21 protein-coding genes and 1 pseudogene are annotated in these 23861 nt (G+C 63.3%); 8 read left to right on the top strand and 14 right to left on the bottom strand.

Annotation, left to right across the window (positions count from 1 at the left end):
- Positions 1-18 precede the first annotated feature (18 nt).
- From ACP8ML_RS04775 to ACP8ML_RS04760, 4 genes are all read right to left on the bottom strand, one after another.
- The gene (locus ACP8ML_RS04775; protein WP_004811649.1) at positions 19-777 is read right to left on the bottom strand and encodes a succinate dehydrogenase/fumarate reductase iron-sulfur subunit; all 759 of its coding nucleotides are present in this window, start codon (positions 775-777) and stop codon (positions 19-21) included.
- Positions 774-2906: a fumarate reductase/succinate dehydrogenase flavoprotein subunit gene (locus ACP8ML_RS04770; protein ID WP_065672621.1), complete on the bottom strand. Its 2133-nt coding sequence runs from the start codon at positions 2904-2906 to the stop codon at positions 774-776. Before ACP8ML_RS04770 ends, ACP8ML_RS04775 begins: the two co-directional genes overlap by 4 nt.
- Positions 2903-3673 carry a succinate dehydrogenase cytochrome b subunit gene (locus tag ACP8ML_RS04765; protein WP_004811651.1) on the bottom strand — a complete coding sequence of 257 codons (771 nt, stop codon included), beginning with the start codon at positions 3671-3673 and terminating at the stop codon, positions 2903-2905. The genes ACP8ML_RS04770 and ACP8ML_RS04765 overlap by 4 nt, the downstream gene beginning before the upstream one ends.
- 129 nt (positions 3674-3802) lie before the next feature.
- Positions 3803-5221: a glycine--tRNA ligase gene (locus ACP8ML_RS04760; protein ID WP_117189621.1), complete on the bottom strand. Its 1419-nt coding sequence runs from the start codon at positions 5219-5221 to the stop codon at positions 3803-3805.
- Positions 5222-5433: 212 nt separating this feature from the next.
- Here ACP8ML_RS04760 and ACP8ML_RS04755 point away from each other — a divergent pair, with 212 nt between their 5' ends.
- Positions 5434-5844 (top strand): Fur family transcriptional regulator, encoded by a 411-nt coding sequence (locus ACP8ML_RS04755; RefSeq protein ID WP_065672841.1) that lies wholly within the window; start codon positions 5434-5436, stop codon positions 5842-5844.
- On the opposite strand, the gene ACP8ML_RS04750 is transcribed toward ACP8ML_RS04755, so the two are convergent.
- Complete coding sequence (locus ACP8ML_RS04750) at positions 5845-6519, bottom strand: response regulator (protein ID WP_065672619.1); 675 nt, start codon at positions 6517-6519, stop codon at positions 5845-5847. It abuts the gene before it with no gap.
- A 229-nt stretch (positions 6520-6748) separates the two neighbouring features.
- Between ACP8ML_RS04750 and ACP8ML_RS04745 the strand changes: the two genes are divergently transcribed.
- Positions 6749-6934: a hypothetical protein gene (locus tag ACP8ML_RS04745; RefSeq protein WP_065672618.1), complete on the top strand. Its 186-nt coding sequence runs from the start codon at positions 6749-6751 to the stop codon at positions 6932-6934.
- Between the two features lie 54 nt (positions 6935-6988).
- Positions 6989-8152: a sensor histidine kinase gene (locus tag ACP8ML_RS04740; protein WP_065672617.1), complete on the top strand. Its 1164-nt coding sequence runs from the start codon at positions 6989-6991 to the stop codon at positions 8150-8152.
- A gap of 412 nt (positions 8153-8564) precedes the next feature.
- Here ACP8ML_RS04740 and recO read toward each other — a convergent pair whose 3' ends face one another.
- Entirely contained in the window at positions 8565-9305 is a 741-nt protein-coding gene (recO, locus tag ACP8ML_RS04735; RefSeq protein WP_117189620.1) for a DNA repair protein RecO, read from the bottom strand.
- Between the two features lie 143 nt (positions 9306-9448).
- On the opposite strand from recO, the gene ACP8ML_RS04730 reads away from it, so the two are divergent.
- Positions 9449-10114, top strand: coding sequence for a hypothetical protein (locus tag ACP8ML_RS04730; RefSeq protein WP_065672616.1), 666 nt, complete (start codon positions 9449-9451; stop codon positions 10112-10114).
- Between the two features lie 222 nt (positions 10115-10336).
- On the top strand, positions 10337-11032 hold the full coding sequence (locus tag ACP8ML_RS04725; protein WP_065672839.1) for an isoprenyl transferase: 696 nt from the start codon (positions 10337-10339) through the stop codon (positions 11030-11032).
- Between the two features lie 27 nt (positions 11033-11059).
- On the opposite strand, the gene leuA is transcribed toward ACP8ML_RS04725, so the two are convergent.
- Positions 11060-12784, bottom strand: a complete 1725-nt coding sequence (gene leuA, locus ACP8ML_RS04720) for a 2-isopropylmalate synthase (protein WP_117189552.1) — start codon at positions 12782-12784, stop codon at positions 11060-11062.
- A 211-nt stretch (positions 12785-12995) separates the two neighbouring features.
- Between leuA and ACP8ML_RS04715 the strand changes: the two genes are divergently transcribed.
- Positions 12996-14492 (top strand): amidohydrolase, encoded by a 1497-nt coding sequence (locus ACP8ML_RS04715; protein WP_486703045.1) that lies wholly within the window; start codon positions 12996-12998, stop codon positions 14490-14492.
- Positions 14493-14506: 14 nt separating this feature from the next.
- On the opposite strand, the gene era is transcribed toward ACP8ML_RS04715, so the two are convergent.
- The 4 genes from era to ACP8ML_RS04695 are packed head-to-tail and all read right to left on the bottom strand — an operon-like array spanning position 14507 to position 18309.
- Positions 14507-15529, bottom strand: a complete 1023-nt coding sequence (gene era / locus ACP8ML_RS04710) for a GTPase Era (RefSeq protein WP_016667430.1) — start codon at positions 15527-15529, stop codon at positions 14507-14509.
- Entirely contained in the window at positions 15522-16820 is a 1299-nt protein-coding gene (locus ACP8ML_RS04705; protein ID WP_016667429.1) for a hemolysin family protein, read from the bottom strand. The genes era and ACP8ML_RS04705 overlap by 8 nt, the downstream gene beginning before the upstream one ends.
- Positions 16817-17284, bottom strand: a complete 468-nt coding sequence (gene ybeY / locus ACP8ML_RS04700) for an rRNA maturation RNase YbeY (RefSeq protein ID WP_063280017.1) — start codon at positions 17282-17284, stop codon at positions 16817-16819. Before ybeY ends, ACP8ML_RS04705 begins: the two co-directional genes overlap by 4 nt.
- Positions 17281-18309, bottom strand: a complete 1029-nt coding sequence (locus ACP8ML_RS04695; RefSeq protein ID WP_486703044.1) for a PhoH family protein — start codon at positions 18307-18309, stop codon at positions 17281-17283. Before ACP8ML_RS04695 ends, ybeY begins: the two co-directional genes overlap by 4 nt.
- Before the next feature lie 36 nt (positions 18310-18345).
- Between ACP8ML_RS04695 and ACP8ML_RS04690 the strand changes: the two genes are divergently transcribed.
- Positions 18346-19488, top strand: coding sequence for a phosphotransferase family protein (locus tag ACP8ML_RS04690; protein WP_171048635.1), 1143 nt, complete (start codon positions 18346-18348; stop codon positions 19486-19488).
- A gap of 79 nt (positions 19489-19567) precedes the next feature.
- On the opposite strand, the gene pip is transcribed toward ACP8ML_RS04690, so the two are convergent.
- Entirely contained in the window at positions 19568-20572 is a 1005-nt protein-coding gene (gene pip / locus ACP8ML_RS04685) for a prolyl aminopeptidase (protein WP_117189551.1), read from the bottom strand.
- A 37-nt stretch (positions 20573-20609) separates the two neighbouring features.
- Between pip and ACP8ML_RS04680 the strand changes: the two genes are divergently transcribed.
- A complete protein-coding gene (locus tag ACP8ML_RS04680; protein WP_117189618.1) occupies positions 20610-21362 on the top strand; it encodes a queuosine precursor transporter in 753 nt (250 codons plus the stop codon).
- A gap of 126 nt (positions 21363-21488) precedes the next feature.
- Here ACP8ML_RS04680 and ACP8ML_RS04675 read toward each other — a convergent pair.
- Positions 21489-21655: pseudogene (locus tag ACP8ML_RS04675) on the bottom strand (ABC transporter permease); the annotation flags it as partial.
- A gap of 466 nt (positions 21656-22121) precedes the next feature.
- On the bottom strand, positions 22122-23363 hold the full coding sequence (gene tgt, locus ACP8ML_RS04670; RefSeq protein WP_171048634.1) for a tRNA guanosine(34) transglycosylase Tgt: 1242 nt from the start codon (positions 23361-23363) through the stop codon (positions 22122-22124).
- Positions 23364-23861 lie beyond the last annotated feature (498 nt).

The following is a 23861-nucleotide window of genomic DNA, read 5'->3' as shown; positions in this document are numbered from 1 at the left end:
CTCAGCTGACCTTTCCAATCAGTTGTCCTTGCTGCGCGCCCCACGGAACCCGGCACGCCAGCGCTCCCGATTGACCCGGGCAACGGCAACCAACGGGATGCTCACCGGGCAGGCCTCGACGCATTCCCCGTAGAGGGAACAGGGGCCGAAATTCTCGTCGAGGGCATTGACCATGCGACGCGCTCGCTTCGAGCGCTCCTGACGACCCTGCGGCATCATCGCCAGGTGCGAGAGTTTCGCGCCGGCGAAAAGCATGGCAGCACCGTTCGGGCAGGCAGCCACGCAGGCTCCGCATCCGATGCAGGATGCGAAGTCGAGGGCCTGCTCGGCCTCCTTGTGCGGCTGGGGCACCGAGTCGGCGTCGGGAGCGGTTCCCGTCATGACGTCGACGGTTCCGCCGGCCTGCACCAGGCGGTCCAGGCTCGAGCGATCGATGGCCAGGTCACGGATGACCGGGAAGGCCGCCGAGCGGAAGGGTTCGATCTTGAAGTGGGTGATCTCGGGGAAGGCCCTGAGGTGCTGACGGCACGCCGGGGTGTTCGGCAGCGGCCCGTGCGGCTTGCCGTTGACGACGAATCCGCAGCAGCCACACACTCCCTCGCGGCAGTCGGACTCGAAGACGATCGGGTCACCGTCATTCTCGACGATCTGGTCGTTGAGCCGGTCGAGCAACTCGAGGATGCTCCACTCCGGCTCGGCGTCCTCCACGACGTGGCGTTCGAAACGTCCCTTGGCCTTCGGGCCGTCCTGACGCCAAATATCCAATGTCACCCTCATCGGTAATCCCTCACCTGCAGATCGATCAACGAGAACGTCAGCGGCTCGCTGTGGCGAACCTGGGTGCCGTCGGGCCGTGTCTCCCACGCCGAGACCGCGCACCAGTCGTCGTCATTACGTTTGGCCTCGCCAGCCTCGGTGGCGTATTCGGTGCGGAAGTGCGCACCAGCCGATTCCCGGCGATCCAGGGCGTCGAGGATCATGACCTCGCCGAGCTCGATGAAGTCGGCGACCCGGCCAGCCTTCTCCAGTTCCTGGTTGAGTCGGTCACCACTTCCGACGACTCTGACGTCGCGCCAGAACTCCTCACGCAGCTCACGCACCTTGGACAGACCCTCGAGGAGGCCCGACTCGTCACGCGAGACCCCGCAGTGCTCGTAGAGGATGTCGCCCAGCTTGCGATGGAACCACTCCGGACGGTGGGTCCCCCCACAATTGAGTAGGGCATCGGTGCGCTTCCGGACCCTCTCGATGGCCGCGGTGACCTCGGGAGCATCCAGCGGCAGCACTGGCTTCCCGACGAATCCGGCCAGGTAGTTCGGCACCGTCAGGGGCAGGGTGAACCACCCGTCGACGCTGGCCGACAGCAGGGAGTTGGCTCCCAGCCGGTTGGCGCCGTGGTAGTTGTTCGAGGCCTCACCACCGACGAACAGACCCGGGATGGTGCTCATCTGGTCGTAATCGACCCACAGGCCACCCATTGTGAAGTGGGCTCCCGGGGCGATACGCATCGGCACCTCGTAGGGGTTCTCCCCGGTGGCATCGAGGTACATGTCGAAGAGGTTTCCGTAACGCTCCGCAATGGTCTTCTTACCCAGACGCTGGATGGCATCCCGGAAGTCCAGGTACACCGAGTTCTTGAGCGGACCCACACCGTGGCCGCTGTCGATCTGAGTCCTGGCGTTGCGGGAGGCGACGTCACGAGGCGTCAGGTTGCCGAAGGCCGGGTACTTGCGCTCCAGGTAGTAGTCACGCTCCTCCTCCGGGATGTCGTTCGCCGGACGTTCGTCACCGGCCTTCCGCGGCACCCAGATCCGGCCGTCATTGCGCAACGACTCACTCATGAGGGTCGTCTTGGACTGCCAGTACGAACTGACCGGCAGGGCGGTCGGGTGGAACTGCACGAAACAAGGGCTGGCGAAGTAGGCACCTTGACGGTGAGCCCGCCAGGTCGCGGTGGCGTTGGATCCCTTGGCCAGGGTCGACCAGTGGTAGACCGACCCGTATCCGCCGGTGCACAGGATGACGACGTGAGCCGTCCAAGCCCTGACCTCACCGGTGAGCAGGTCACGAGTGACGATGCCCTGAGCCTTGCCGTCGGCGACGATGAGGTCGAGCATCTCGGTTCGGTTGTGCATCGTCACCGATCCGGCGTCGATCTGGGCCTGCAAGGCCTGGGAACAGGCAACCTCGAGCTGCTGACCAGTCTCACCACGGGTGTAGTAGGTGCGAGAGACCTGCACGCCGCCGAAGGATCGGGTGGCCAACTGACCGCCGTACTCGCGGGCGAACGGAGCGCCGATGGCATACATGTGGTCGATGACCTGTACAGACTCGGTGCCGAGTCGAACGACATCGGCCTCACGGCCTCGGTAGTCGCCTCCCTTGACGGTGTCCTTGACGAACCTCTTGAGGGAGTCGCCGTCAACCTTGCGGGACCGAGCGGCGTTGATACCGCCCTGAGCGGCCACCGAGTGGGCCCGACGCGGCGAGTCGTGGAAGCAGAAGGAGTCGACGTGGTAGCCGAGCTGCCCCAGGGTCGCGGCGACGCCGGAACCGGACAGTCCAGTTCCCACCACGATGACGTTCATCTTGCGTCGGTTGGCGGGGTTGACCAGCTTGTACTCGCTCTGACGACGGGTCCACGCGGTCAGCGGGTCCCCCTCGGGGGCCTTGCCGTCAAGCTCGTCCCCTACGAGGTATCCGGCCTTCTTCTGAGCCGGCCCAAGGTTGTCGCGGGCCTTGGAACCCTTGCGGGCTGCTCGTCTCGGCACGCTCACCTCAGCCTGACGTGGCTGAGGTTGCTCGGGCTTGACAAGTTCCTTGGCCGGCTCGTCGACAGTCACCTCACCGTGACGTCCGGCAATCTTCTCAAGAGGCTTGATGATGGCACCAATGACGTTTTTCATGAGATCACCCCGGCGAGAATGAGCATGGGAAGTGCGCCGTTGCACACCACGATGGCCAGTGCGATGAGCAGGCCAATCACCGTCCAGACGGCGCGGAGACGACGGCCGGTTCCGCCGAAGTCATTGATGGTGTTGCGCACGCCTTGGCAGATGTGCAACCCGATGATGATCATGACGACGGTGTAGAAGATCGCCATCCACGGCCGCGACAGACTGGCGATGAGGTTCTGGTACGCGGTGATCTGGATGTCAGGAGTTCCCTCGTTGACCGGCCCCTGGAAGGACGCGGACGCGACACCCTTACCCAAGGTCAGGTCAAGGATGTGCACCACGACGAAGGCCAAGATGACAATGCCCGACAGCACCATCGTGCGGGCCCCCCATCCCAACGCCTTCATGTTGTGCCGGGAAAACTTTCCGCGGGCTCGTCGACCCCTTGCCCAGATCGTCAGACCGGCCCACACATGCAGGACCAGACAGACGAGTAGCACGATCCGGAAGCACCACAGCACCCCACCTATGGGGAACAGTGGGTACAGGACCGTGCGGAGAAACTCCGCGTAGGCGTTGTAGTCGTCTGCGCCCATGAAGGCCTTGAGGTTTCCGACCATGTGCACGAAGACGAACAACGCGAAGATCGTCCCCGTGATGGCCATGATCAATTTCAGTGTGACGTTGGAGGGACGCGCTGCGCTGCGCGCACGAATGGCCACGGCATCCCCCCCGCGCTCAAGTTCACGTCGCTCTCGAACGTCAGGCACGCTCATGGAGTCATCACCCTTTCACTGCTGTCCGAACAGCCTAAAGGACGACGTTTTCCTAAGACGCACCGGGGCCGGGATACCTGAGATGGATACCCCGGCCCCACTGTCAGTCGGATTGGTCTGACCAGAGGATCAGCAGCCGAGCAACCTCCCGGCGAGGAACTCCTCGACCTTGTCGATGGCGATGCGTTCCTGAGCCATGGTGTCGCGCTCACGGATCGTCACAGCGTCATCCTCGAGGGAATCGAAGTCCACAGTGACACAGAACGGAGTACCGATCTCATCCTGGCGACGGTAACGCTTACCAATGGCCTGAGCATCGTCGAAGTCGACGTTCCAGTACTGACGCAGGCGAGCCGCCAGATCGCGAGCCTTCGGAGACAAATCGGAATTACGGCTGAGCGGCAGCACAGCAGCCTTGACCGGCGAGAGACGCGGATCCAGCTTCAGGACAGTACGCTTATCAACCCCACCCTTGGCATTCGGAGCCACATCCTCAGTGTACGCGTCAACCATGAACGCCATGAGCGAACGAGTAAGACCAGCCGCCGGCTCAATAACATAAGGCAGGTAACGCTTGTTGTTGGCCTGGTCGTAGTAGGACAGGTCTTTGCCAGAATGCTTCGAATGGGTGCCCAGGTCGAAATCGGTGCGGTTGGCGATGCCCTCGAGCTCGCCCCAGTCGGAACCGGCGAACCCGAACTTGTACTCGATGTCGACGGTACGCTTCGAGTAGTGGGAGAGCTTCTCCTTGGGGTGCTCGTAGTGACGCAGATTGTCGGGGTTGATACCGAGGTCGGTGTACCAGGCAGTGCGGTTGTCAATCCAGTACTGGTGCCACTCCTCGTCGGTGCCGGGCTCGACAAAGAACTCCATCTCCATCTGCTCGAACTCGCGGGTGCGGAAGATGAAGTTCCCGGGGGTGATCTCGTTCCGGAAGGACTTACCGGTCTGAGCAATACCGAACGGCGGCTTCTTACGAGCGCTGGTGAGCACGTTCTGGAAGTTCACGAAGATACCCTGGGCGGTCTCGGGACGCAGGTAGTGCAGACCGGACTCGTCCTCGACCGGGCCGAGGTAAGTCTTGAGCATCATGTTGAAGTCACGGGGCTCGGTCCACTGGCCCTTGTTGCCACAGTTGGGACAGTTGATCTCCCCCAGAGGGACGGAGTCCGGATCGCCGATCCCGTGCTTGGCGGCGTGGCCTTCTTGAAGATGGTCAGCACGCATACGCTTGTGACACGACAGACACTCGGTCAACGGGTCATTGAAGACGCCGACGTGGCCGGACGCGACCCACACATCGCGGGGCAGGACGACCGACGAGTCAAGGCCGACGACGTCGTCACGACAGGTGACCATGTAACGCCACCACTGCCTCTTGATGTTCTCCTTAAGCTCGACGCCGAATGGGCCGTAATCCCAGGCCGCCCGGGTGCCGCCGTAGATCTCGCCGCAGGGGAACACGAATCCGCGACGCTTGCAAAGGTTGATGACGTTGTCGAGTGTGCTGGTGGAGGCCACAGCCGTCCCTTTCTTCCAAGTCCTCATTGGAGTGGACACCCGGATGGTGTCCACGCGGGCAGCGCCACCGACGGATCTACATGTCCAGGCAGCGAGGCCATTGACCAGCCTACCGGTAACCACGCGGCAGCAATCACCACCAACCCCGCCTCGGAGCCGTCCGAGATGGTGCACCCGGGGTCATCCACAAGACGCTGGGGTACATTTGAGGCAATTCCACGCCCAGCAGTGAGGTGATCATGGTGGAGAATCAGCGGCGTACGACCAAACAGCGCCTTGCCATTCGTGCTCTGTTTGACGACGAGTCGTTCTTCCTCACTGCCCAGCAGGTCCACGACCAACTGAGGGAACGGGGGGACCAGGTCGGTCTGGCCACGGTCTACCGGAACTTGCAGACGATGGCCGAGGACGGCGAACTCGATGCCATCCGCTCCGAGGATGGCGAGATGACCTACCGACGCTGTTCCTCAGCTCACCACCACCATTTGGTGTGCCGTAATTGCGGCAAGGCTGTCGAGATTGGCCCGGAGAAAATCCTGGAGGACTGGGCGCGCGACATCGCTGCCAAGCACGGGTTCAGCGAGACCGGACACGAATTGGAGTTGTTCGGGATCTGCTCGGAATGCTCGACAACGCGCGACAATTCCTGATCAGCGGCGCAGCCGCGGGGTGACGAGACCCAGCTCGCAGGCTCGCACCAGCACCTCGAGACGGCTTCGCACTCCCAGTTTCTTCGCCAGATGACCAATACGCTGTTTGACGGCAGACTCACTGAGGCACAGTTCTTCCGCGATGACAGCGTTCGACAGCCCCTCGGCGAGAAGCTTGAGGACGTCGTCGTCGGCGTTGGAGAGTTCCACCGGGTTCATGTCGACATGACGAGGTGTTGCCTTCCCCCCAACCTGGGCCGAGAAGGTCTCGACAACCCCTCGGGCGATCTCTGGTGAGACGGTCACCTGACCGGCCATGACGGCGCGTACCCCAGCGATGACGGCTTCGGGCTCGGACTCCTTGAGGAGATATCCGGCGGCACCGGCAAGGATGGCCTCGACGACGATGTCCCGGCGGGCGAAGGTGGTCAGGGCGACGACGCGAACAGAAGGATGGCGGGAGACGATCATTCGGGTGGCCGTCAGACCGTCCATCTCAGGCATCTTGAGGTCCATGAGGACGACGTCGGGCAACAGCTGGTCAACGAGCTCGACGGCTTCACGACCGTTGGAGGCCTGGCCGACGACCTCCATCTCCTCGACGCGGGAGAAATAGCCCGCGAGGGCCTGCCTCATGATCGGATGATCGTCAGTGACAACGACTCGAACTGACATCGCACCTCCTTACGCTGGTTACCATCCTCGCATGTCTGAGCAGCCCCCATGACAGCGGGTTCGACCCAGCGCCACTGACGAACAAATGATCAAAGTCAGGCCACATTCCGGGCCATGTGCGCGGCCAACCGGCCCATGCGCACAGCATGTCGCTGCACGTGTCAGTGACATCCGCGCGACTCTCTGCATCCCGTTGTAGGTGGCCCCTCCGAAGGGATACATTGTGCCCATGAAGAAAATCATCACCGGCATCGTGGCTGCCTTAGCAGTTAGCTCCTTCTCGATGGCAGTCCCCGCTCAGGCCTCCGCCGAGTCCGCCCCTGTCCAGAACGCCGTCAATACGCAGCCAAAGGCACATGCCGAGGGAGTTATGGACGGCTTGTGCAGCATCTACCCTGATTGGTGTTACTACTGATCCGGCACCCATACCCAATATGAGGGCCGTCTGGGCCATATGGAAGCACATTAAATGAATAGTGATTCGCCTGGGCGTCGCCTCATTTCCAAAGGGAGCAGTCGAACCTTTGGTATCACGGTTACCGTCATCACTGTGCTGGTGTTTTCCGGTGCGGACGATCTTCGTGTGGCTGTCGTAACTCACCGATGCAGCAGTACGCTGATCTGGATGGCAGCCACCTACGTCTTCACCACGGTGGCCTTGCTGTGCTGGGGGCGTCCTGTACTACAGGAGTTGCTACTCCTCGTCGGCCTGGTCAGTAGCGTAGCCGCAGGAAACATCGCATTTAGCATCCCCCTGCTGGTCGTGCTTGCATTCTTCGCCAGCCAACACGGCCTAAGACGCCATTTCATTCCGATTATTATCGGAGCCACTGTCGTCATAGTTCGAGCGACCACTCATGAAACGCGATTGGCTTCCATCCTATTGGTCTCAGGCCTCGCATGCGGAATCGGTGTCGGATTCGGCTCTGCATTCCGCTGGCTCGATCACCGCCGCGAACAGGCGGAGGAGCAAGCAGCTGACGCCCTCAAACAGGCCGCCCACGCCCGCGAGGAAGAGCGCCAACAGCTGGCAGCCGAGCTCCACGACGTCGTGGCCAAGGACCTCACCGTCATCACCATGCTGGCGGGTTCCCTTCGTCTCAATACCGCTGACGAAGACGTCATCACGGCGTCGAAGTCCATTGAGACGACCTCCCGGACGGCCCTCGACGACCTTCAGCGCCTGCTCCTGGTGCTGCGAAACCAGAATCTTCCGCTGGTGTCCTCCCCCACCCACGAGGACTCCGTCGAGGCCACCGTGGCAGCCATGGTGACGCGCCTTGAAACCTTGGGATGGCACGTCGATTGGTCGGTTGATTGTGAACCAATGCCAGTGAGTGTTTCCGACGCCGTCAACCGAATCCTCGACGAGTCGACCGCGAACGCGATCAAACACAATGGCCCGACCACGGCAAAGATCATTGTCCGAGACGATGGCGATGGCGTCGTCGTCACCGTTTCCAATCCGGTTACCGAATCCGAGATTGAACCCGTCCGTTCCACCGGGATGGGTATTGCGCGACTCAAGGAGCGGGTCTCCCTGCTCCGTGGTGAGATCTCCATTGGTCTGCGCAATGGTTGGTGGGTCGTCGATGCTCGAATCCCGCGCGCCAAACCCATTCGCGAAACCTGATAGTCCGTACAAGAACACACAAACATGAGGCCGACATCACGCCGGCCTCCCGCTATCTTTGACAGCTCAGGACAGTCCCGCGTTCTGACGGTGATTCGTGTCGTTCCAGGTCCACTTATGGGAATTAGTGTCCTGGTCATTCCACGCGGCGTGGTCGTCAGGAAGGCGACCAGCCTGGGTGAGCGGCATCTCCCGGTCAGTGGTGCTGGTCGCCTCGAAGGCCCCGTAGGGCTTGAAGGTGTCCCTCGTCCCGGGGAGATCACGGCGCGGTAGTCGCCCTGCTTGCACACCGGGTGGGTACTGAGCAGATTGGCTTTCACCGGACCGCTGGTGTCGGTGGAGATAATCGGCACGTTGTGATTGATGTCGTCGTAGCCACCGCAGGTGGCCAGAGGTCAGGCTCCAGACCAGATCAACGCTCCAGGAACGGCATCGAACGCAGTCCTCGATCCATGTGCCAGGACACGAAGGCGGCGACGAGCCCCGATCCTTCCCGGATCCTCGGCCACGTCACCTCACGGGTAGCAGGCCAGTCCCCCACCAGCAGTGCCTGCAGGTAGGCGATCGTCTCCTCATGGGGATGTGGCGTGCCCGGTGGCTGACAGTTGATGCAGACCACTCCGCCCAGGCTGGGCGAGAACCCAGGGTGCGGGCCGGGAGCTCCACAGCGGACGCAATCGACCAGATCCGGGGCATATCCCGACGCCGACAAGGATCGCAACAAGTAGGAGTCCAACACCATCTCAGGTGGACGTGGACCGTCAGCCGTCCCCCGGCCAAGAACTCGCAGCGCACCGGCGAGCAACCGATACTGGGCCGGGGCGGGCTCCCGATCCACCGGGACCAGGTGATCGGCGGCCTCGACCATGACCTCTGCGGCCGTGAAGAGCCCATAGTCCTGACGCAGTGGCGCGGAATATGGGTGAAGGCATTCCACCTGAGCGACGACGTCGAGGTTTCGTCCCTGCACCAACTGCAGATCGACGAGGTTGAAAGGGTCCAGCCGGGCTCCGAACTTGCTGGAGGTGCGTCGGACACCTCTGGCCACTGCGCGAATCTTGCCGTGTTCCCGCGACAGCATGGAGACAATGCGATCGGCCTCACCTAGCTTGTGCGTGCGCAGGACGACAGCTTGATCGCGGTAGGTGGGCATGACCCCCATTGTCTCCCAGTCACGGTGTGCAACCGAAAATGCTCCGCGCAAAACTGCCATGCCTGGCCTTTCAGGGTGTCCGCCGACTCTGAGCATGCCCCCACCCAGTAACGTTGTCGCGAACCCCCACCAGGAGAAGCCTCATGGATACCTTCGTCGCGCTGCTCGGCAGCGTGTGGTACCTGGTGCTCGTGGCAGCCGTCAGTCCGGTCATGATCCTCAATGCCAGCGCCGCTGTGCATGGCCAGAAACAGAACCATGGTTGGGCCTTCGTGTCCGGTGCAGGGCTGGTGCTCGGCGCCATTGGCATCACGAGTTTTGGCTTGCTCGGAAGTGCCGCCACCGACTTCGCCTCCCGTCAGCTGGCCTCCCACGCCGTCGACCGTGTACTGGGCATTCTGCTCTTCCTCTTCGGCTGTTATCTGGCGTGGAAGAAATGGGGATCCCATCGCGTCCAGAAATTCCGACACAAGAAATCGTCGGGTCCGCGATCCACGGGTGCGCACGGCATGTTCACCTGGGGTGCTCTCGGCATGGCCACCAACTTCACGACGATCCCACTGTTCATCTCGTCAAGCCAGCGCATCGGAACATCCGACTTGCCACTCATCGTGCGCATCCTGACCCTCATCGTCACGTGGTGGATCGTCCTCATCCCGGCATGGCTGCCGATCGTTGTCGATCGTCTGCGCCCCAATTCCTCGGGTATCTCCGGACGGACTCGAGAACGCATCGGCCATTGGACTAGCGTCGCCTCGATCATCGCCTGTCTCGGCTCGGGAATCATCATCGTCTGGACGACGCTGTGAGGGTCGAAACAGGCTTGCCAGTTGCTGCTGGTCCGTCTGTGCAACATGGGACGTCGGCTGTAACACCACCGTCGGATCCCTGACGAGCGCAACGCCACTACGCTGTGACCCATGGCTCACACCACACCGCGACCCCCGAAGCGCGGCCCGCTGCCGCACCCGTCCGGAGCTCGTCCTCCGGAACTACCTCCGGAGCTCATCCCCCGACATGTCGCCATCGTCATGGACGGCAACGGACGGTGGGCCAAGCAGCGCGGCCTCAAACGAACCGAGGGGCACGCCCGTGGTGAGGACGCCCTCTTCGACGTCATCGAGGGGGCCATCGAGATGGGCATCCCCTACCTGAGCGCCTACGCCTTCTCCACCGAGAACTGGAAGCGCTCCCCCGACGAAGTGCGTTGGTTGATGGGGTTCAACCGCGACGTCATCCATCGTCGTCGTGACCAGCTTGACGCCATGGGGGTGCGTATCCGCTGGGCGGGTCGTCACCCCAAGTTGTGGAAGTCGGTCATCAAGGAGTTGGAGTCGGCCGAGCAGCAGTCAGCTGACAACACCGTCCTGACCCTGCAGTTCTGCGTGAACTATGGCGGTCGCGCCGAGATCGTCGACGCGGTGCGAGACATCGCCAGGCTGGCGGCCGAGGGGAAGATCGCTCCGGATCACATCACTGAGAAGAGCTTCCGCACTCACCTCGACGAGCCAGAGATTCCTGACGTCGACCTGTTCTGGCGTTCCTCGGGAGAGCAGCGCACATCGAACTTCCTGTTGTGGCAGTCGGCCTACGCCGAGATGGTGTTCTCCGACGTGCTGTGGCCCGACGTCGATCGCCGAGACCTGTGGGACGCCGTCCTGGAGTACGCGAAGCGGGACCGCAGGTTCGGCGGGGCCGTCCCCAATGAGGTCAACCCCACCGCCTGATCTGCTGGTCGCCCATCCTTGGCTGGGTCAGCGACGGGAGCGATTCACCGCGCTGACAACGGCTTTGAGGGAGGCCTGGGTGATGTCGGGATCGATTCCGACACCCCAGAGGATCTGCGAGGTCTCGCCGTCTCCGATCTCACACTCGACGTAGGCGGCGGCCTTCGCGGTGCCGCCGGACGTCATGGCGTGCTCGGAGTAGTCGAGCACCTGGACGGCGACGTCGAGGGAGGCCAGGGCGTCGATGAATGCCGAGACCGCACCGTTGCCCTCACCATGGACCTGGGTGTTCTCGTCGTTGTTTCGCAGGTTGGCGGTGAGCTGGTAGGAGCCAGACTCCGTGGAGGTCGTGCGGCTGACCAGCTCGATACCGGGCACCTGCAGGTACTCGCGGTTGAACAGGTCCCAGATCTCGTCGTGGGAGATCTCGCGAGCCTGGTCGTCGGTGTAGTTCTGCACCGCGCGGGAGAACTCGATCTGCAGACGACGCGGCAGGTCGACCTGGTGCTCAGTCTTCATCAGGTAAGCCATGCCGCCCTTGCCAGACTGGCTGTTGACACGGATGACGGCCTCGTAGGTACGGCCGAGATCGTGCGGGTCAACGGGCAGGTACGGGGCCTCCCAGCCGATCTCGTTGATGTCAATGCCCTGGTCCTCGGCGCGACGGGCCAGGTCTTCCAGACCCTTCTTGATGGCGTCCTGGTGGGAACCGGAGAAGGCGGTGAAGACCAGATCGCCGGAGTAGGGCTGGCGGGCCGGCACTGGCAGACCGGTGCAGTACTCGACGGTGCGGCGGATCTTGGGCATGTCGGAGAAGTCGATACCGGCGTCAACTCCCTGGCTGACGAGGTTCATGCCCAGGGTGACCAGGTCGACGTTGCCGGTGCGCTCGCCGTGGCCGAAGAGACAGCCCTCGACGCGGTCGGCGCCGGCCATCTGAGCGAACTCGGCGGCCGCGACGGCGGTGCCACGGTCGTTGTGCGGGTGCAGGGAGACGCAGACGTTCTCGCGGTCACGGATGTTGCGGCAGAAGTACTCAATCTGGTCGGCGTAGGTGTTCGGGGTGCTCATCTCGACGGTGGCCGGCAGGTTGAGGATGATCTCGCGGTCCGGACCGGGCTGCCAGACGTCCATGACGGAATGGCAGACCTCGATGGCGAAGTCCGTGGAGGTCTGGCTGAAGATTTCCGGGGAGTACTCGTAACCGAACTCGACGTCGTCCAGGTACTTCTCGGCGTACTTGACGACCCACTCGGTGCCCCGGTGAGCCAGGTCGATGCACTGCTGCTCATCCATCTTGAACACGACCCGGCGAAAGAGCTCGGCGACCGCGTTGTACATGTGGATGGTGGCGCGGTGGGCGCCCACGAGGCTCTGCGCGGTGCGCTCGATGAGGTCCTCACGGGCCTGGGTCAGGACCGAGATAGTGACGTCGTCAGGGACGATGCCGGACTCGACGACCTGACGGACGAAGTCGAAGTCAGTCTGGGAGGCCGAGGGGAAACCGATCTCGATCTCCTTGTAGCCCATCTCGATGAGCAGCTCGAACATACGCATCTTGCGAGCCAGGGTCATGGGGTCGATGAGGGACTGATTGCCGTCGCGCAGGTCGGTGGACAGCCAGCGCGGGGCGTGGTCGAGGGTCTTGTCGGGCCAGGTGCGGTCAGGCAGCTTCTGCGGGACGAAGGGCTGGTAGCGACCGATGGGCATCTGACTGGCCAGCTGACAGGGGAGGGGCTGAATTCGCGTCATCAGTAGTGGTCTCTCCGAAAGTGTGTGACTTCTCGGGCAGCCCGATCACCCGCAGCGAGGAGGCCACCCTTTCAACGGGTCTCGCTGCGGCACACAAGCAGGAACGCGCGCGACATGTGTGTCAGAGTACACCGCAGTCGTGGAAACGTGGGATTCCTCTCAAAATCGTCCGAAGTCTGACATGGACCGCCGTCGGTGGGACCATCTGGTCATGCTGCTGCTTCACGACGCCCGCATTCTCGACCTGATTGACGGGTCCGCTGGCGAACCCACCGATGTGTTGCTCTCCGATCGCGTCGTCGCGGTCGGTCCGGAGGCCTGGCAACGTGCCGCTGATTCCTCGGAGGCCGTGCGCCGTGTCGACCTGGACGGACGCATCCTCATGCCCGGGCTGTGGGACGAGCACGTCCACGTCGGGCAGTCGGCATTGGCATCCCGAAAATTCCTCGTCAGCCAGACCGCTGGTTACCAACAGGTCCTCGACGAGGTCGCGACACACGTGGAACGACGCGCGGACAGTGACGAGCCCATCCTGCAAGGGTTTGGTTTCCGGTCCTCGGTGTGGGACTCGAACCCGAATGCCGCGCAGCTCGACGCCGTGACCGGCGACCGGGCGGCCGTCCTCGTCTCGGCTGATCTGCACTCGGTGTGGTGCAACACCGCCGCGATGCGCGAACTCGGCGTCCAGGGTGACGGATTCTTCCGCGAGAAGGCCAGCTTCGACATCCAGACCCAGCTTTCCCATGTCGATCCCCATGTGCTGGACGGTTGGGTCGGAAGTTGCGGAGGTGCGGCTGCTCGGCTGGGAGTCGTCGGCATCCGCGACATGGAATTCGACACCGACGTCGAGACCTGGCTGCGGCGCGAGGCAGATGGACGCTGTCCGCTGCGAGTCGAGGTGAGCGTCTACCCCGAGCGTCTTGACGAGGCGATCGCGCAAGGACTGGCCACCGGGCAGTCCCCCATCACTGAGAAGCCTGGTCCCAGCCGGGTCGCCATGGGCCCGCTCAAGGTCATCGTCGATGGCTCAATGTCAACGCGCACCGCGTGGTGCATGGATTCATATCCATCGGGTGGTGGACCTGAGGGGGCCGGAATCGACTCGGTCACACCTGAGGACCTCGTCGAGCTCATGAGACGGGCGAAGGCCGCCAACCTGCAGTGTGCGGCCCATGCCATCGGCGATCGCGCCGTCCGGGAGGTCCTCGACGCCTTCGAGACGACCGGCATCTCGGGATCGGTGGAGCACGCCCAGGTCCTCACCGATTCCGATGTCCCCCGGTTCGCGAAGTTGGGAGTGCGAGCCAGCGTCCAGCCCCTGCACATGGTCGATGATCGTGACGCCACCGACGTCATGTGGGCCGACCGCGCCGATCGCTGCTTCCGATTCGCCGACATGGTGGAGGCCGGGGCCGAGTTGGCAATGGGGTCGGATGCCCCGGTCTCCCCAGTCGATCCATGGGGTGCCGTACGGGTGGCCGTCGAGCGGACCGGGGACCTTCGCCCGGGATGGCACATGGAGCATGCCCTCACCGTCTCCCATGCCTTGCTGTCCAGTACTCGCCAGATCGCCGAGGTGGTCGAGGGCGGGCCGAGCGACGTCATCGCCGTGGGCACCAACCCCTTCGACCTCTCCGGGGAGACACTGGCAGGGTTGACCAGTGACCTGACGATCGTCGGCGGAGAGGTGACGGCCTCAGCCATATGAGGCCGTCATCGGTCTCAGAACCCCAGCCGGTTGAGGTACTTCGGGTCGGACTGCCAATTCGGCAGCACCTTGACCTGCAGGTCCAGATGAGTCGGCGTCCCCAGCAGAGCAGAGATCTGCTGCCTGGCCTGGGTGCCGACCTCCTTGATGTGGGATCCGCGGTGACCGATCATGATTCCCTTCTGAGAGTCACGCTCGACGATGAGGGATGCGTGGACGTCGAGCAGCGGACGGTCCTCCGGCCTTCCCTCACGCAGCCCCATCTCCACGATCTCCACGGCCAGCGAGTGCGGGAGCTCCTCGCGTACACCCTCCAGAGCCGCCTCACGGATGAGCTCGGCGACGAGGGTCTCGGTCGGCTCATCGGTGACCTCTCCGTCCGGGTAGTAGGCCGGCCCCTCTGGCAGCAGGGAGACGATAACGTCGTGCACCTCGTCGACCTGCTCACCGGAGACCGCCGAACAGGGGACGATCGCGGCGAACTCGATGCCGACCTCTTCCTGCAGCTTGTCGATGGCGGTGAGGTGCTCAACCATCCGCGCCGAGGAGACCAGATCCGATTTCGTCGCCAGCGCGATGAGTGCAGGCTTCCTGGGAAGGTCGGCGATCTGCTTGACGAGATAGGTGTCTCCCGGCCCGATCCGCTGGTTGGACGGCAGGCACACACCAATGACGTCGACCTGAGTCCAGGTGTCGAAGACGAGGTCGTTGAGGCGTTGGCCCAGCAGGGTGCGCGGTTTGTGGAGTCCGGGGGTATCGATGACGACGATCTGGGAGTTCTCGTCGGTGACGACGCCGCGGATGACGTGGCGGGTCGTCTGGGGCTTCGAGGAGGCGATCGCAATCTTCGAGCCGACCAAGGCATTCGTCAGGGTCGACTTGCCGGCGTTGGGGCGCCCGACGAAGCACACGAACCCGGAATGGAACCCGGAGCGGGTGGACTCGGCCACCCGGGCAGCCACATAGTCGACGTCGGAGATCTCCTCGTCATCACCGTCCATGAGATAGGCCAGCGAGGGCATCTCGTCGTCACTCATCGTCGTCCTCCTCATCGGGGGTTTCCTCGGGGGCCCGCTTCACCAGGCAGGTGTCCACCTGGTGACGTCGCCCGGTTGCCTTCTCGGCGGTGATCTCCAGCCCCTCCCAGATGATGACAGATCCGGGGATCGGGACGACGGACAATTCCTTGGCCATGAGGCCGCCGACGGTCTCGACGTCGTCATCGTCGACCTTGAGGTCGAACAGCTCGCCCAGGTCGTCGACCGGCAAACGCGAGGAAATCCGGAAGACTCCGTCCTCGATCTCCTCGGTGAGGGTGGGCTCGGCGTCGTACTCGTCGACGATCTCGCCGACGATCTCCTCGACGATGTCCTCGATCGTCACCAGGCCAGCAGTGCCACCGAACTCGTCCACGACGATGACGAGGTGATTACGGTCACGCTGCATCTCGCGCAGCACCTGATCGACCGGCTTGGAATCGGGAACGACGACGGGCGGACGCATGATCGACTCGACGGTCTCGGACGCGTAGCCCTCAGGGTTGTCGAGAACTCGACGCGAGAGGTCCTTGAGGTAGACGACCCCCTGAACATCGTCGAGGCTCTCACCAATGACCGGGACCCGGGAGAATCCGGAACGCAGGGCCAGGGACATGGCCTGACGCAAGTTCTTGGACCGCGGGATGAAGACGACGTCGGTACGCGGGACCATGACCTCCTTGGCGAGGGTGTCACCCAGCTCGAAGACCGAGTGGATCATCTCGCGCTCGCCGGCCTCGATGAGGTCGGAGGCCTCGGCGTAGTCGACCATCTCGCGCAGCTCGGCCTCGGAGGTGAACGGCCCCTCGGCGTATCCCTTTCCGGGGGTCAGCGCATTGCCGATGAGGATGAGCAGGGCTGCGATCGGGCCAAGGATCTGCGCCAACACACCCCACGGTCGCGACCAGAAGGTGCAGATGGCGGTGTCATGCTGGCGACCCAGGGTGCGCGGCGCCACTCCCCAGGCCAAGAAATCGACGAAGACCATGATCGCCACGACGACAAGCACCTGCTGCCAGAGCAGATCGAAATGACCGAAGATGAGGAGAGCGACGAGGGCCGTCGCCGTCACCTCGGAAATGACTCTCACCAGCATCGCGGTGTTGATGAAGGGGGCGGGATCGGCCACCATGTCCTGCACTCGCAGGTGAGGCTTCCGCCCATCGGCGGCCAGCTCCTCGGCCTTGGAGTGGGACATATGCTGAAGGGCCGTCTCCATGGCCACGTTGAGGCTTGCCAACACCGTGAAGATGAAGGCGATCGCAAGAACGACCCATTCCTGCTGCGTCACCGCTGGCCTGCCTGTTCTCGATGACCATCCCATGCGGCGATGATCTCGTCGTTGAGTCCGAACATGACGCGCTTCTCCTCCGGCTCGGCGTGGTCGTGGCCAAGCAGATGAAGCAAACCGTGGATGAGGAGGTATTCCGCCTCCCCGTCGGGGGTACGACCGTTCTCGGCCGCCTGCCGAGCCGTGACAGTCGGGCACAGCACGATGTCGCCGAGCAGACCTGACGGCGGGTCCTCGTCGTCGCCGGGAGCACGCATCTCGTCCATGGGGAAGCTCAGCACGTCGGTCGGTCCGGGGAGGCCCATGAACTTCTCGTGGTAGGCCTCCATCGTGTCCTCGTCGACGAGGATGATCGACAGCTCCGAGGAGGGATGGATGCGGAGCCGGTCGAGGGCGAAGGTCGCCAGTCCGACGAGCCCCTCCTCATCGGCCGGGGAACCGGACTCATTGGTGATGTCGATCATCGGGTCTTCCTGTTCTTGCGCGGGTTCCTGGGGCCGTATGACTCGGCGACGGTGTCGTACCGGTCGTAGGCGGCGACGATCTTGCCGACGAGACGGTGACGGACGACGTCACGGCTGGTGAGGTTGCAGAAGGCGAGGTCATCGATGCCGTCAAGGATGCCCTGCACCACTCGCAGGCCGGACTTCACCCCACCGGGCAGGTCGACCTGGGTAATGTCGCCGGTGACGACGATCTTGGATCCGAACCCCAGACGGGTGAGGAACATCTTCATCTGCTGGGGCGAGGTGTTCTGGGCCTCGTCGAGGATGACGAAGGCGTCGTTGAGGGTGCGGCCACGCATGTACGCCAGCGGTGCCACCTCGACGGTTCCGGCGCCGATGAGACGCGGGATAGAGTCCGGGTCGACCATGTCGCGCAGGGCGTCGTAGAGCGGGCGCAGGTAGGGGTCGATCTTCTCCGAGAGGGTGCCCGGCAGGAAGCCGATCTTCTCCCCCGCCTCCACGGCCGGACGGGTGAGGATGATCCGGCTCACCTGCTTAGTCTGCAGGGCCTGGACCGCCTTCGCCATCGCCAGGTAGGTCTTGCCGGTACCGGCGGGGCCGATGCCGAAGGTGACGGTGTGGGCGTCAATGGCGTCGACGTAGCGCTTCTGGTTGAGGGTCTTGGGGCGAACCGTCTTGCCACGACTACTGAGGATGTCGGCCGTCATGATCTCGGCCGGCCCCTCCCCGTTGCGGGTCATCGCGACGATCCGGTCGACGTCGTCGGCGGACAGTCCCTGCCCGGTACGGATGATGGTGGTCATCTCCGTGAGGATGTCGTTGGCGTCGGCAAGATCGGCGGGATGCCCGGCGAGGTGAATCTCGTTGCCTCGCACCAGGATGTCGGCACCGAAGGCGTCCTCGAGATGCTTGAGGAACTCGTCGTTGGGGCCGACCAGGGTGACCATGGGAATCGATGCGGGCACCGTCACGACTCGGCGCGCCGGGCCGGGGTTGCCGGTATCGGTGTTGTGGGAGTGCAAGGTGGTGGTCAGGGTTCTCTCCGGTATGACGCGAATGTGTACTCTCCCACTGTAGACGTAGCCAACGACTGTATTGATCGCCGCGGTAGCCAGGAGGTGGAGATGGGACTGGGCTGGCTCGACGACGCCGCGTTCGTCCTGGGCACGGAGTTGTCCCTTGACGAGGTCTTGCGCGACGGGGTGCGCACCAGCGTCGCTCGGTGCTGGGTGGACGGTTCCACCGTGGCCAGCGAGGGAGCCCACACCGTCATTGCCAAGTGTTTTCGATCCAAGGCCATGGCCCACAACTCCGGCGGTTTCGGGATCGTGCGGGAATGGGCTGGATTGGCGACGATCCCCGGGGCGCCACGGTTGTTGGCCGCCGACCTGGATCTCGGGGTCATCGTCATGGCCGATCTCGGCGAGATGACGACCTTGGCCGATGTGCTGTCCGGATCTGATCCTGATACCGCTGTGGAGGCCGCTCGGGCGTGGGGACGCGGACTGGGGGCGACGATGCGCGGGGCCGATGTGGCGACCTTCCGACAACTCATCAGGAAGGCCGATCCGGGGACGCTGTCCGCAGGCGGTCCGGCCTCTCCTCGGCTGCCAGGGCGTGGGGCGACGAGACTCGCTGAGCTGTTGGACGACGGGGTGCTCAGCGCGGAGGCGTTGACCGAGATCGAGCTGTTCGCCGAGCTCGCAGGCGGGGATGACGCCGTCCTCACCCAGGCTGATCCGTGTCCGGGAAACATCGTCATTCCCGCTGATGGGGGTGACGCCACCTTCATCGACTTCGAGGCCAGCAGCGTCCATCATCCCGCGGTCGATCTCGCACATCTGCAGGTTCCGTGGGTCAGTTGTGACGACTCTGGCCAGGTGAGCAAGCTTTTCAGGGAAGCTGCCATGGCCGGGTATCGGGAGGTCGGCCCCGAGGTGAGTGAGGACATGGTTGCCCTGGCTGCGGCTGCGGCCACCTTGCAAACCACCGAGTTGTCGCTGGGCCCGTTGCGGCGACGGGAGGCTTCCGGACGGTTCGGGAGCGGGCGTCAACGTCTGGTCTCGCGGTGGCGGTGGGTGGCCGACCACCGCGGACGGACGCCGGAATTGGCCCGGATGTGTGGCCGGGCGGCAGACCTGGCCGTCCAGGAATGGGGATGGCCCGGGGAGTTGGAGACGGTCCCCTGTTTCCGCGGGTGATCAGTCTGGAGGACAGTCCGGGAGGGCCGGCACCTCTCGACGCCGGCCCTCCCGGAGTCAGATCTCAACGAGTCAGATCTCAACCGCGGAACTGATCGGTGGCCTTGACCAGTTCGGAGGCGACGAGCGGCTCGAAGGCCGAGTGTCCGGCCAGCACGATCCGCAGGTCGGCGCTCGGCAGGGCCTTCGACAGGTCGACAGCGGTGACGTCCGGGCAGCACATGTCGTAGCGGCCCTGGACGATGATCGTCGGGATGTCGGCGAGCTTGTGGGCATCGCGCAGCAGCTGTCCCTCGACCATGAACCCGTGGTTGACGAAGTAGTGGTTCTCGATGCGGGCGAAGGCCAGCGCGAACTCCGGATCGGAGAACTCCTTGACGTGGGATGGGTCGAAGGAAAGCGAGGTGGTCGCTCCCTCCCAGGTCGTCCAGGCCACGGCGGCGGGGCCGTGGACATCGGGGTCGTCGTCCCAGAGCAGGTCGTAGTAGGCAGCGATGTTGTCGCGGGAGAAGTCATGTCCAGCTCGACGCAGCGGCTCGCAGAACTTGTCCCACAGCTCTGGGTACACCTCGGACGCACCGAAGTTGTAATACCAGTCGAGTTCCTGCTCACGCAGAGTGAAGATGCCGCGCAGCACCAGTTCGGTCACCCGCTCGGGATGGCTCTCGGCGTAGGCCAGGGACAGACACGATCCCCAGGATCCGCCGAAGACCTGCCAGCGCTCAATACCCAGCAGCTCACGGATCTTCTCAAGATCCTCGACGAGCTTCCAGGTGGTGTTGCTGGTCATCTCCTTCGGAGTGCGAGCCTTGGCGATGTGCGGGGTCGACAGGCCGCAACCGCGTTGGTCGAGGACGACGATGCGGTAGGCCTCGGGGTCGAAGAAACGACGGCGCTCGACACCGCCACCGCCGCCAGGGCCACCATGCAGGAAGACCGCCGGCTTGCCATTGGGGTTGCCACACTGCTCGACGTAAAGCTGTTGACCATCACCCACATCGACCATCCGGGTGTCATAAGGCTCGATCGGCGGGTAAAGATCTCGCTGTGGGCTGATGCTGAGTTCCGAGCTTGCAAGGGTCACGGAAACCTCCTTTGGTTGTGGTCGTCACCTCGATGGTATTTCTCAACACGGATACCATGTCGCCGTGACATCAGACTCCTCCAGCCGCAGATCATCTGCCACCATCCGCCCGACGTATGCCGATCGCGGATCTGGGCACTACGACATCCTCCTGACCCTCATGTGTGTCGTGGTCATCCTGTCGAACATCGGTGGATCGAAGGGAGTCCAGCTCGGCCCCATCACCACCGACGGCGGGTTCTTCCTCTTCCCGCTCGCCTACGTCATGGGAGACATCACCACTGAGATCTACGGGATCAAGGCTGCTCGCCGGGCCATCGTCATGGGGTTCATATGTGCAATCCTCTCGGTGCTGTGCTTCTGGGCGATCATTGCCCTTCCGGGGTTCACCGATCCCTACTCTGTGGCTCATGACGCCGCCCTCGAGATGTCGCTGGGACCGCTGTGGCAGATGGTGCTGGCCGGTGCGTGCGGATTCCTCGCCGGGCAGTTCACGAATTCGGTCATCATGGTTCGTCTCAAGGCCAAGTGGTTGGAGCGCGGCCTGGTCGGTCGACTGATGGGGTCCACCGGCGCTGGTGAGGCCGTCGACACCGTCATCTTCTGCGCCATCGCGGCACCAGTCGTCGGAATCACCAGCTTCGGCCAGTGGTGTAACTACGCCTTCTTCGGATTCTTGTGGAAGACCCTCGTTGAGTACGCCTGCATCCCGATCACGACTCGCATCATCGCGTGGATCAAGAAGCGTGAGCCGACCTACCAGGAGAGGCTGGCAGCAGCTCAGCATTGACGCTGTGCCTCGGAATACCGGCGAAATCTGCCAATAAACGCCGATGGTGACGTTGCCATCATGGTGTCGGGCCGATTTTTGGCAGATTTCGCTGACAGTCCCGTACACCAGCACCTTCGAACGTCGCGCCACGAATTCGTTCGGCCTCCAAGCGTTCTCGACGCTGACCCGGCCGATCGTCTGCAAGATCGAGTGTCGGTAGATCCTTTCTCCTGCGAGCACGGAGAACGCCATCAGGACAAGGGCCACCGCCGCGTGCGATGACCGAGCATGCGCAGTGGAATGAAGACCAGCCGTCACCCTGAAACCTGCGATCGGCCTCGGCCTCATCAGCATCCCGAACCACCTCGATCTTGTCCATTACCTCGCTGACAGCCAGGTCCCACTGGGACACCTCTCGGTAGACCCCGCTCAAGCTCGGGCGAAGATGGTCCAGCTTGATCAGTCCGCCACGGTTCATCGGCTCGGTGACGATGATCTCGAGGAGACGGTCGATCTGAGTGGAACCACGGAATTCGACGAGGCGATGGTGCCGCCCAGGACCTCGACCCGCTCGGGCATCCCGTCAATCATCACCCTGGTCGAGGGAGCCGATCGAATCGACCGACCATTATCAGTGACCCCACCTCGACGTCGTCATCGACGTCAAGGGCGTCCATCGCCACGAAGGCCACGATCGACTCTCGCGTTCGCGAGCGTCACGAATGGCGCCTTCAGTCTCTTCCGTCGCGAGGCCGGGGATGAGGGAGAACAGGCATATCAGTTGGCCTTGACCAACCTTCCACCGTTGATATTCCAGCGACCCATGAACTCGGTCTCGAGGGCATCCAACTCCCCGTTACGCATGGCAGCGCGAATCTGATCGACGAGCCGAACCGTCCAGCGTTCGTTGTGGATCGTCGCCAGGGTGTTGGCAAGCATCTCCTTCGCCTTGAACAGGTGGTGGAGGTAGGCACGGGAGTAATAAGTGCAGGTGTAGCAGTCGCAGCCCTCCTCCAACGGACCGAAGTCACGCCGGAATCGAGCGGTGTTGACGTTGTAGCGCCCATCGACGGTGTAGATGGCGGCGTTGCGGGCCACCCGGGAAGGGTTGACGCAGTCGAAGGTGTCGGCACCAGCACGGCAGGCGGCGAAGAGGTCGTCAGGCTCGGAGATGCCCAGCAGGTGACGGGGACGATCCTCCGGAAGCTCCTCAGCACACCAGGTGACGATCCGCCCGAGATTGACCTTCTCGATGGCACCTCCCAGGCCGAAGCCGTCGAACCGCTGGCCGTCGATCTCCATCTGCGACAGATCCCGGCAGGCCTTGCGGCGCAGGTCCTCGTACTGTGCTCCCTGGATAACCCCGAACAGAGCCTGGTACGGCTTGCCGGCCCGGGCCTCGGTGAGGCGACGATGCTCAGCCAGACAGCGTTCGGCCCACCGTCGCGTCCGCTCCAACGCCTCCTCCTGGTAGGAGCGGGTATTCATGAGCGTGGTCAGCTCGTCGAAGGCGAACATGATGTCCGCACCGAGATGGTGCTGGATCCCCATCGACACCTCAGGGGTGAAGCGATGGAGGTCACCGTTGAGCGGGCTGCGGAAGGTGACGCCGTCGTCGTCGACCATGGCCTTGCGGTCGGCGTCGGCAGCAATGACGTCTTCCTCGGTGAGCTCCGAGACGTCCATCGCCAGGGTCTTCTTGAACCCGGCGCCGAGACTGAGCACCTGGAAGCCGCCGGAATCGGTGAAGGTTGGGCCGGTCCAGTTCATGAACCGTCCCAGTCCGCCGGCCTCGTCGACGAGGTCTGGACCCGGCTGTAGGAAGAGGTGATAGGCGTTGGCCAGAACGGCTTGAGCTCCCAGCTGCGCCACGGACTCAGGCAGCAAGGACTTGACCGTGGCCTTGGTCCCAACGACGACGAAGGCCGGGGTCTCGATATCACCGTGCGGGGTGTGGATGACGCCAGTGCGCCCATAGGAGTCGTCGAGGTGCGAGGTGACGTCAAATCCGAATGGCATGGGCGTCATTGTATTGACGAGTCCCCCCTGGGCGCGCCGGGCCAGAGGGGACCAGGGAAACCACCCTGCCCCTCTCCGGTACGGCCCCTACTGCTTACGCTGTGAGCAATGTGGCTCACCTCCGAGAAGGAAAGATACCCATGAAAGCTGTTCATACTCTGGGGATGGCCGTCATCGGCGCGCTACTCACTGCGACCCTCCCAGTCGCACCAGTACATGCGACTGCTTGGGATAGTGACATCGACACATTGGTGCGATTCACACCAGAATCAACGAGAATCGATGTGATCGAAGGCGTCGAGTCCTTGGCTGGCCAACGCAACGAGTCACCGGAACAGATTGCCAAGTTCCTCGTTGCAGAAGTCACTCGTGAAGCCCGAGAGTCAGGTTTCAGCAGCTCCTCGACGAGATCGTCATCGAGCAGTTCCGGGCAGTGCCCCACCCATGCTCTCGATGCCAATCATCGCGGTGACATCATGTGGACAGCTGCCGGTCCTG

The sequence above is a fragment of the Cutibacterium sp. LaCa_255 genome (genome assembly GCF_057458005.1).
This window is presented reverse-complemented; position numbering and strand designations above follow the sequence as displayed.

What these genes read in the sequence shown, in the direction of transcription:
- ACP8ML_RS04750 (WP_065672619.1), bottom strand. Translation starts at nt 6,519, where the DNA reads ATGTCAGTTCGAGTCGTTGTCACTGACGATCATCCGATCATGAGGCAG.
- ACP8ML_RS04745 (WP_065672618.1), top strand. Translation starts at nt 6,749, where the DNA reads ATGAAGAAAATCATCACCGGCATCGTGGCTGCCTTAGCAGTTAGCTCC.
- ACP8ML_RS04715 (WP_486703045.1), top strand. Translation starts at nt 12,996, where the DNA reads ATGCTGCTGCTTCACGACGCCCGCATTCTCGACCTGATTGACGGGTCC.
- ACP8ML_RS04755 (WP_065672841.1), top strand. Translation starts at nt 5,434, where the DNA reads ATGGTGGAGAATCAGCGGCGTACGACCAAACAGCGCCTTGCCATTCGT.
- ACP8ML_RS04725 (WP_065672839.1), top strand. Translation starts at nt 10,337, where the DNA reads ATGGACGGCAACGGACGGTGGGCCAAGCAGCGCGGCCTCAAACGAACC.
- ACP8ML_RS04740 (WP_065672617.1), top strand. Translation starts at nt 6,989, where the DNA reads ATGAATAGTGATTCGCCTGGGCGTCGCCTCATTTCCAAAGGGAGCAGT.
- ACP8ML_RS04775 (WP_004811649.1), bottom strand. Translation starts at nt 777, where the DNA reads ATGAGGGTGACATTGGATATTTGGCGTCAGGACGGCCCGAAGGCCAAG.
- ACP8ML_RS04770 (WP_065672621.1), bottom strand. Translation starts at nt 2,906, where the DNA reads ATGAAAAACGTCATTGGTGCCATCATCAAGCCTCTTGAGAAGATTGCC.
- tgt (WP_171048634.1), bottom strand. Translation starts at nt 23,363, where the DNA reads ATGCCATTCGGATTTGACGTCACCTCGCACCTCGACGACTCCTATGGG.
- ybeY (WP_063280017.1), bottom strand. Translation starts at nt 17,284, where the DNA reads ATGATCGACATCACCAATGAGTCCGGTTCCCCGGCCGATGAGGAGGGG.
- recO (WP_117189620.1), bottom strand. Translation starts at nt 9,305, where the DNA reads ATGCCCACCTACCGCGATCAAGCTGTCGTCCTGCGCACGCACAAGCTA.
- ACP8ML_RS04765 (WP_004811651.1), bottom strand. Translation starts at nt 3,673, where the DNA reads ATGAGCGTGCCTGACGTTCGAGAGCGACGTGAACTTGAGCGCGGGGGG.
- leuA (WP_117189552.1), bottom strand. Translation starts at nt 12,784, where the DNA reads ATGACGCGAATTCAGCCCCTCCCCTGTCAGCTGGCCAGTCAGATGCCC.
- era (WP_016667430.1), bottom strand. Translation starts at nt 15,529, where the DNA reads ATGAGTGACGACGAGATGCCCTCGCTGGCCTATCTCATGGACGGTGAT.
- ACP8ML_RS04730 (WP_065672616.1), top strand. Translation starts at nt 9,449, where the DNA reads ATGGATACCTTCGTCGCGCTGCTCGGCAGCGTGTGGTACCTGGTGCTC.
- ACP8ML_RS04760 (WP_117189621.1), bottom strand. Translation starts at nt 5,221, where the DNA reads ATGAGGACTTGGAAGAAAGGGACGGCTGTGGCCTCCACCAGCACACTC.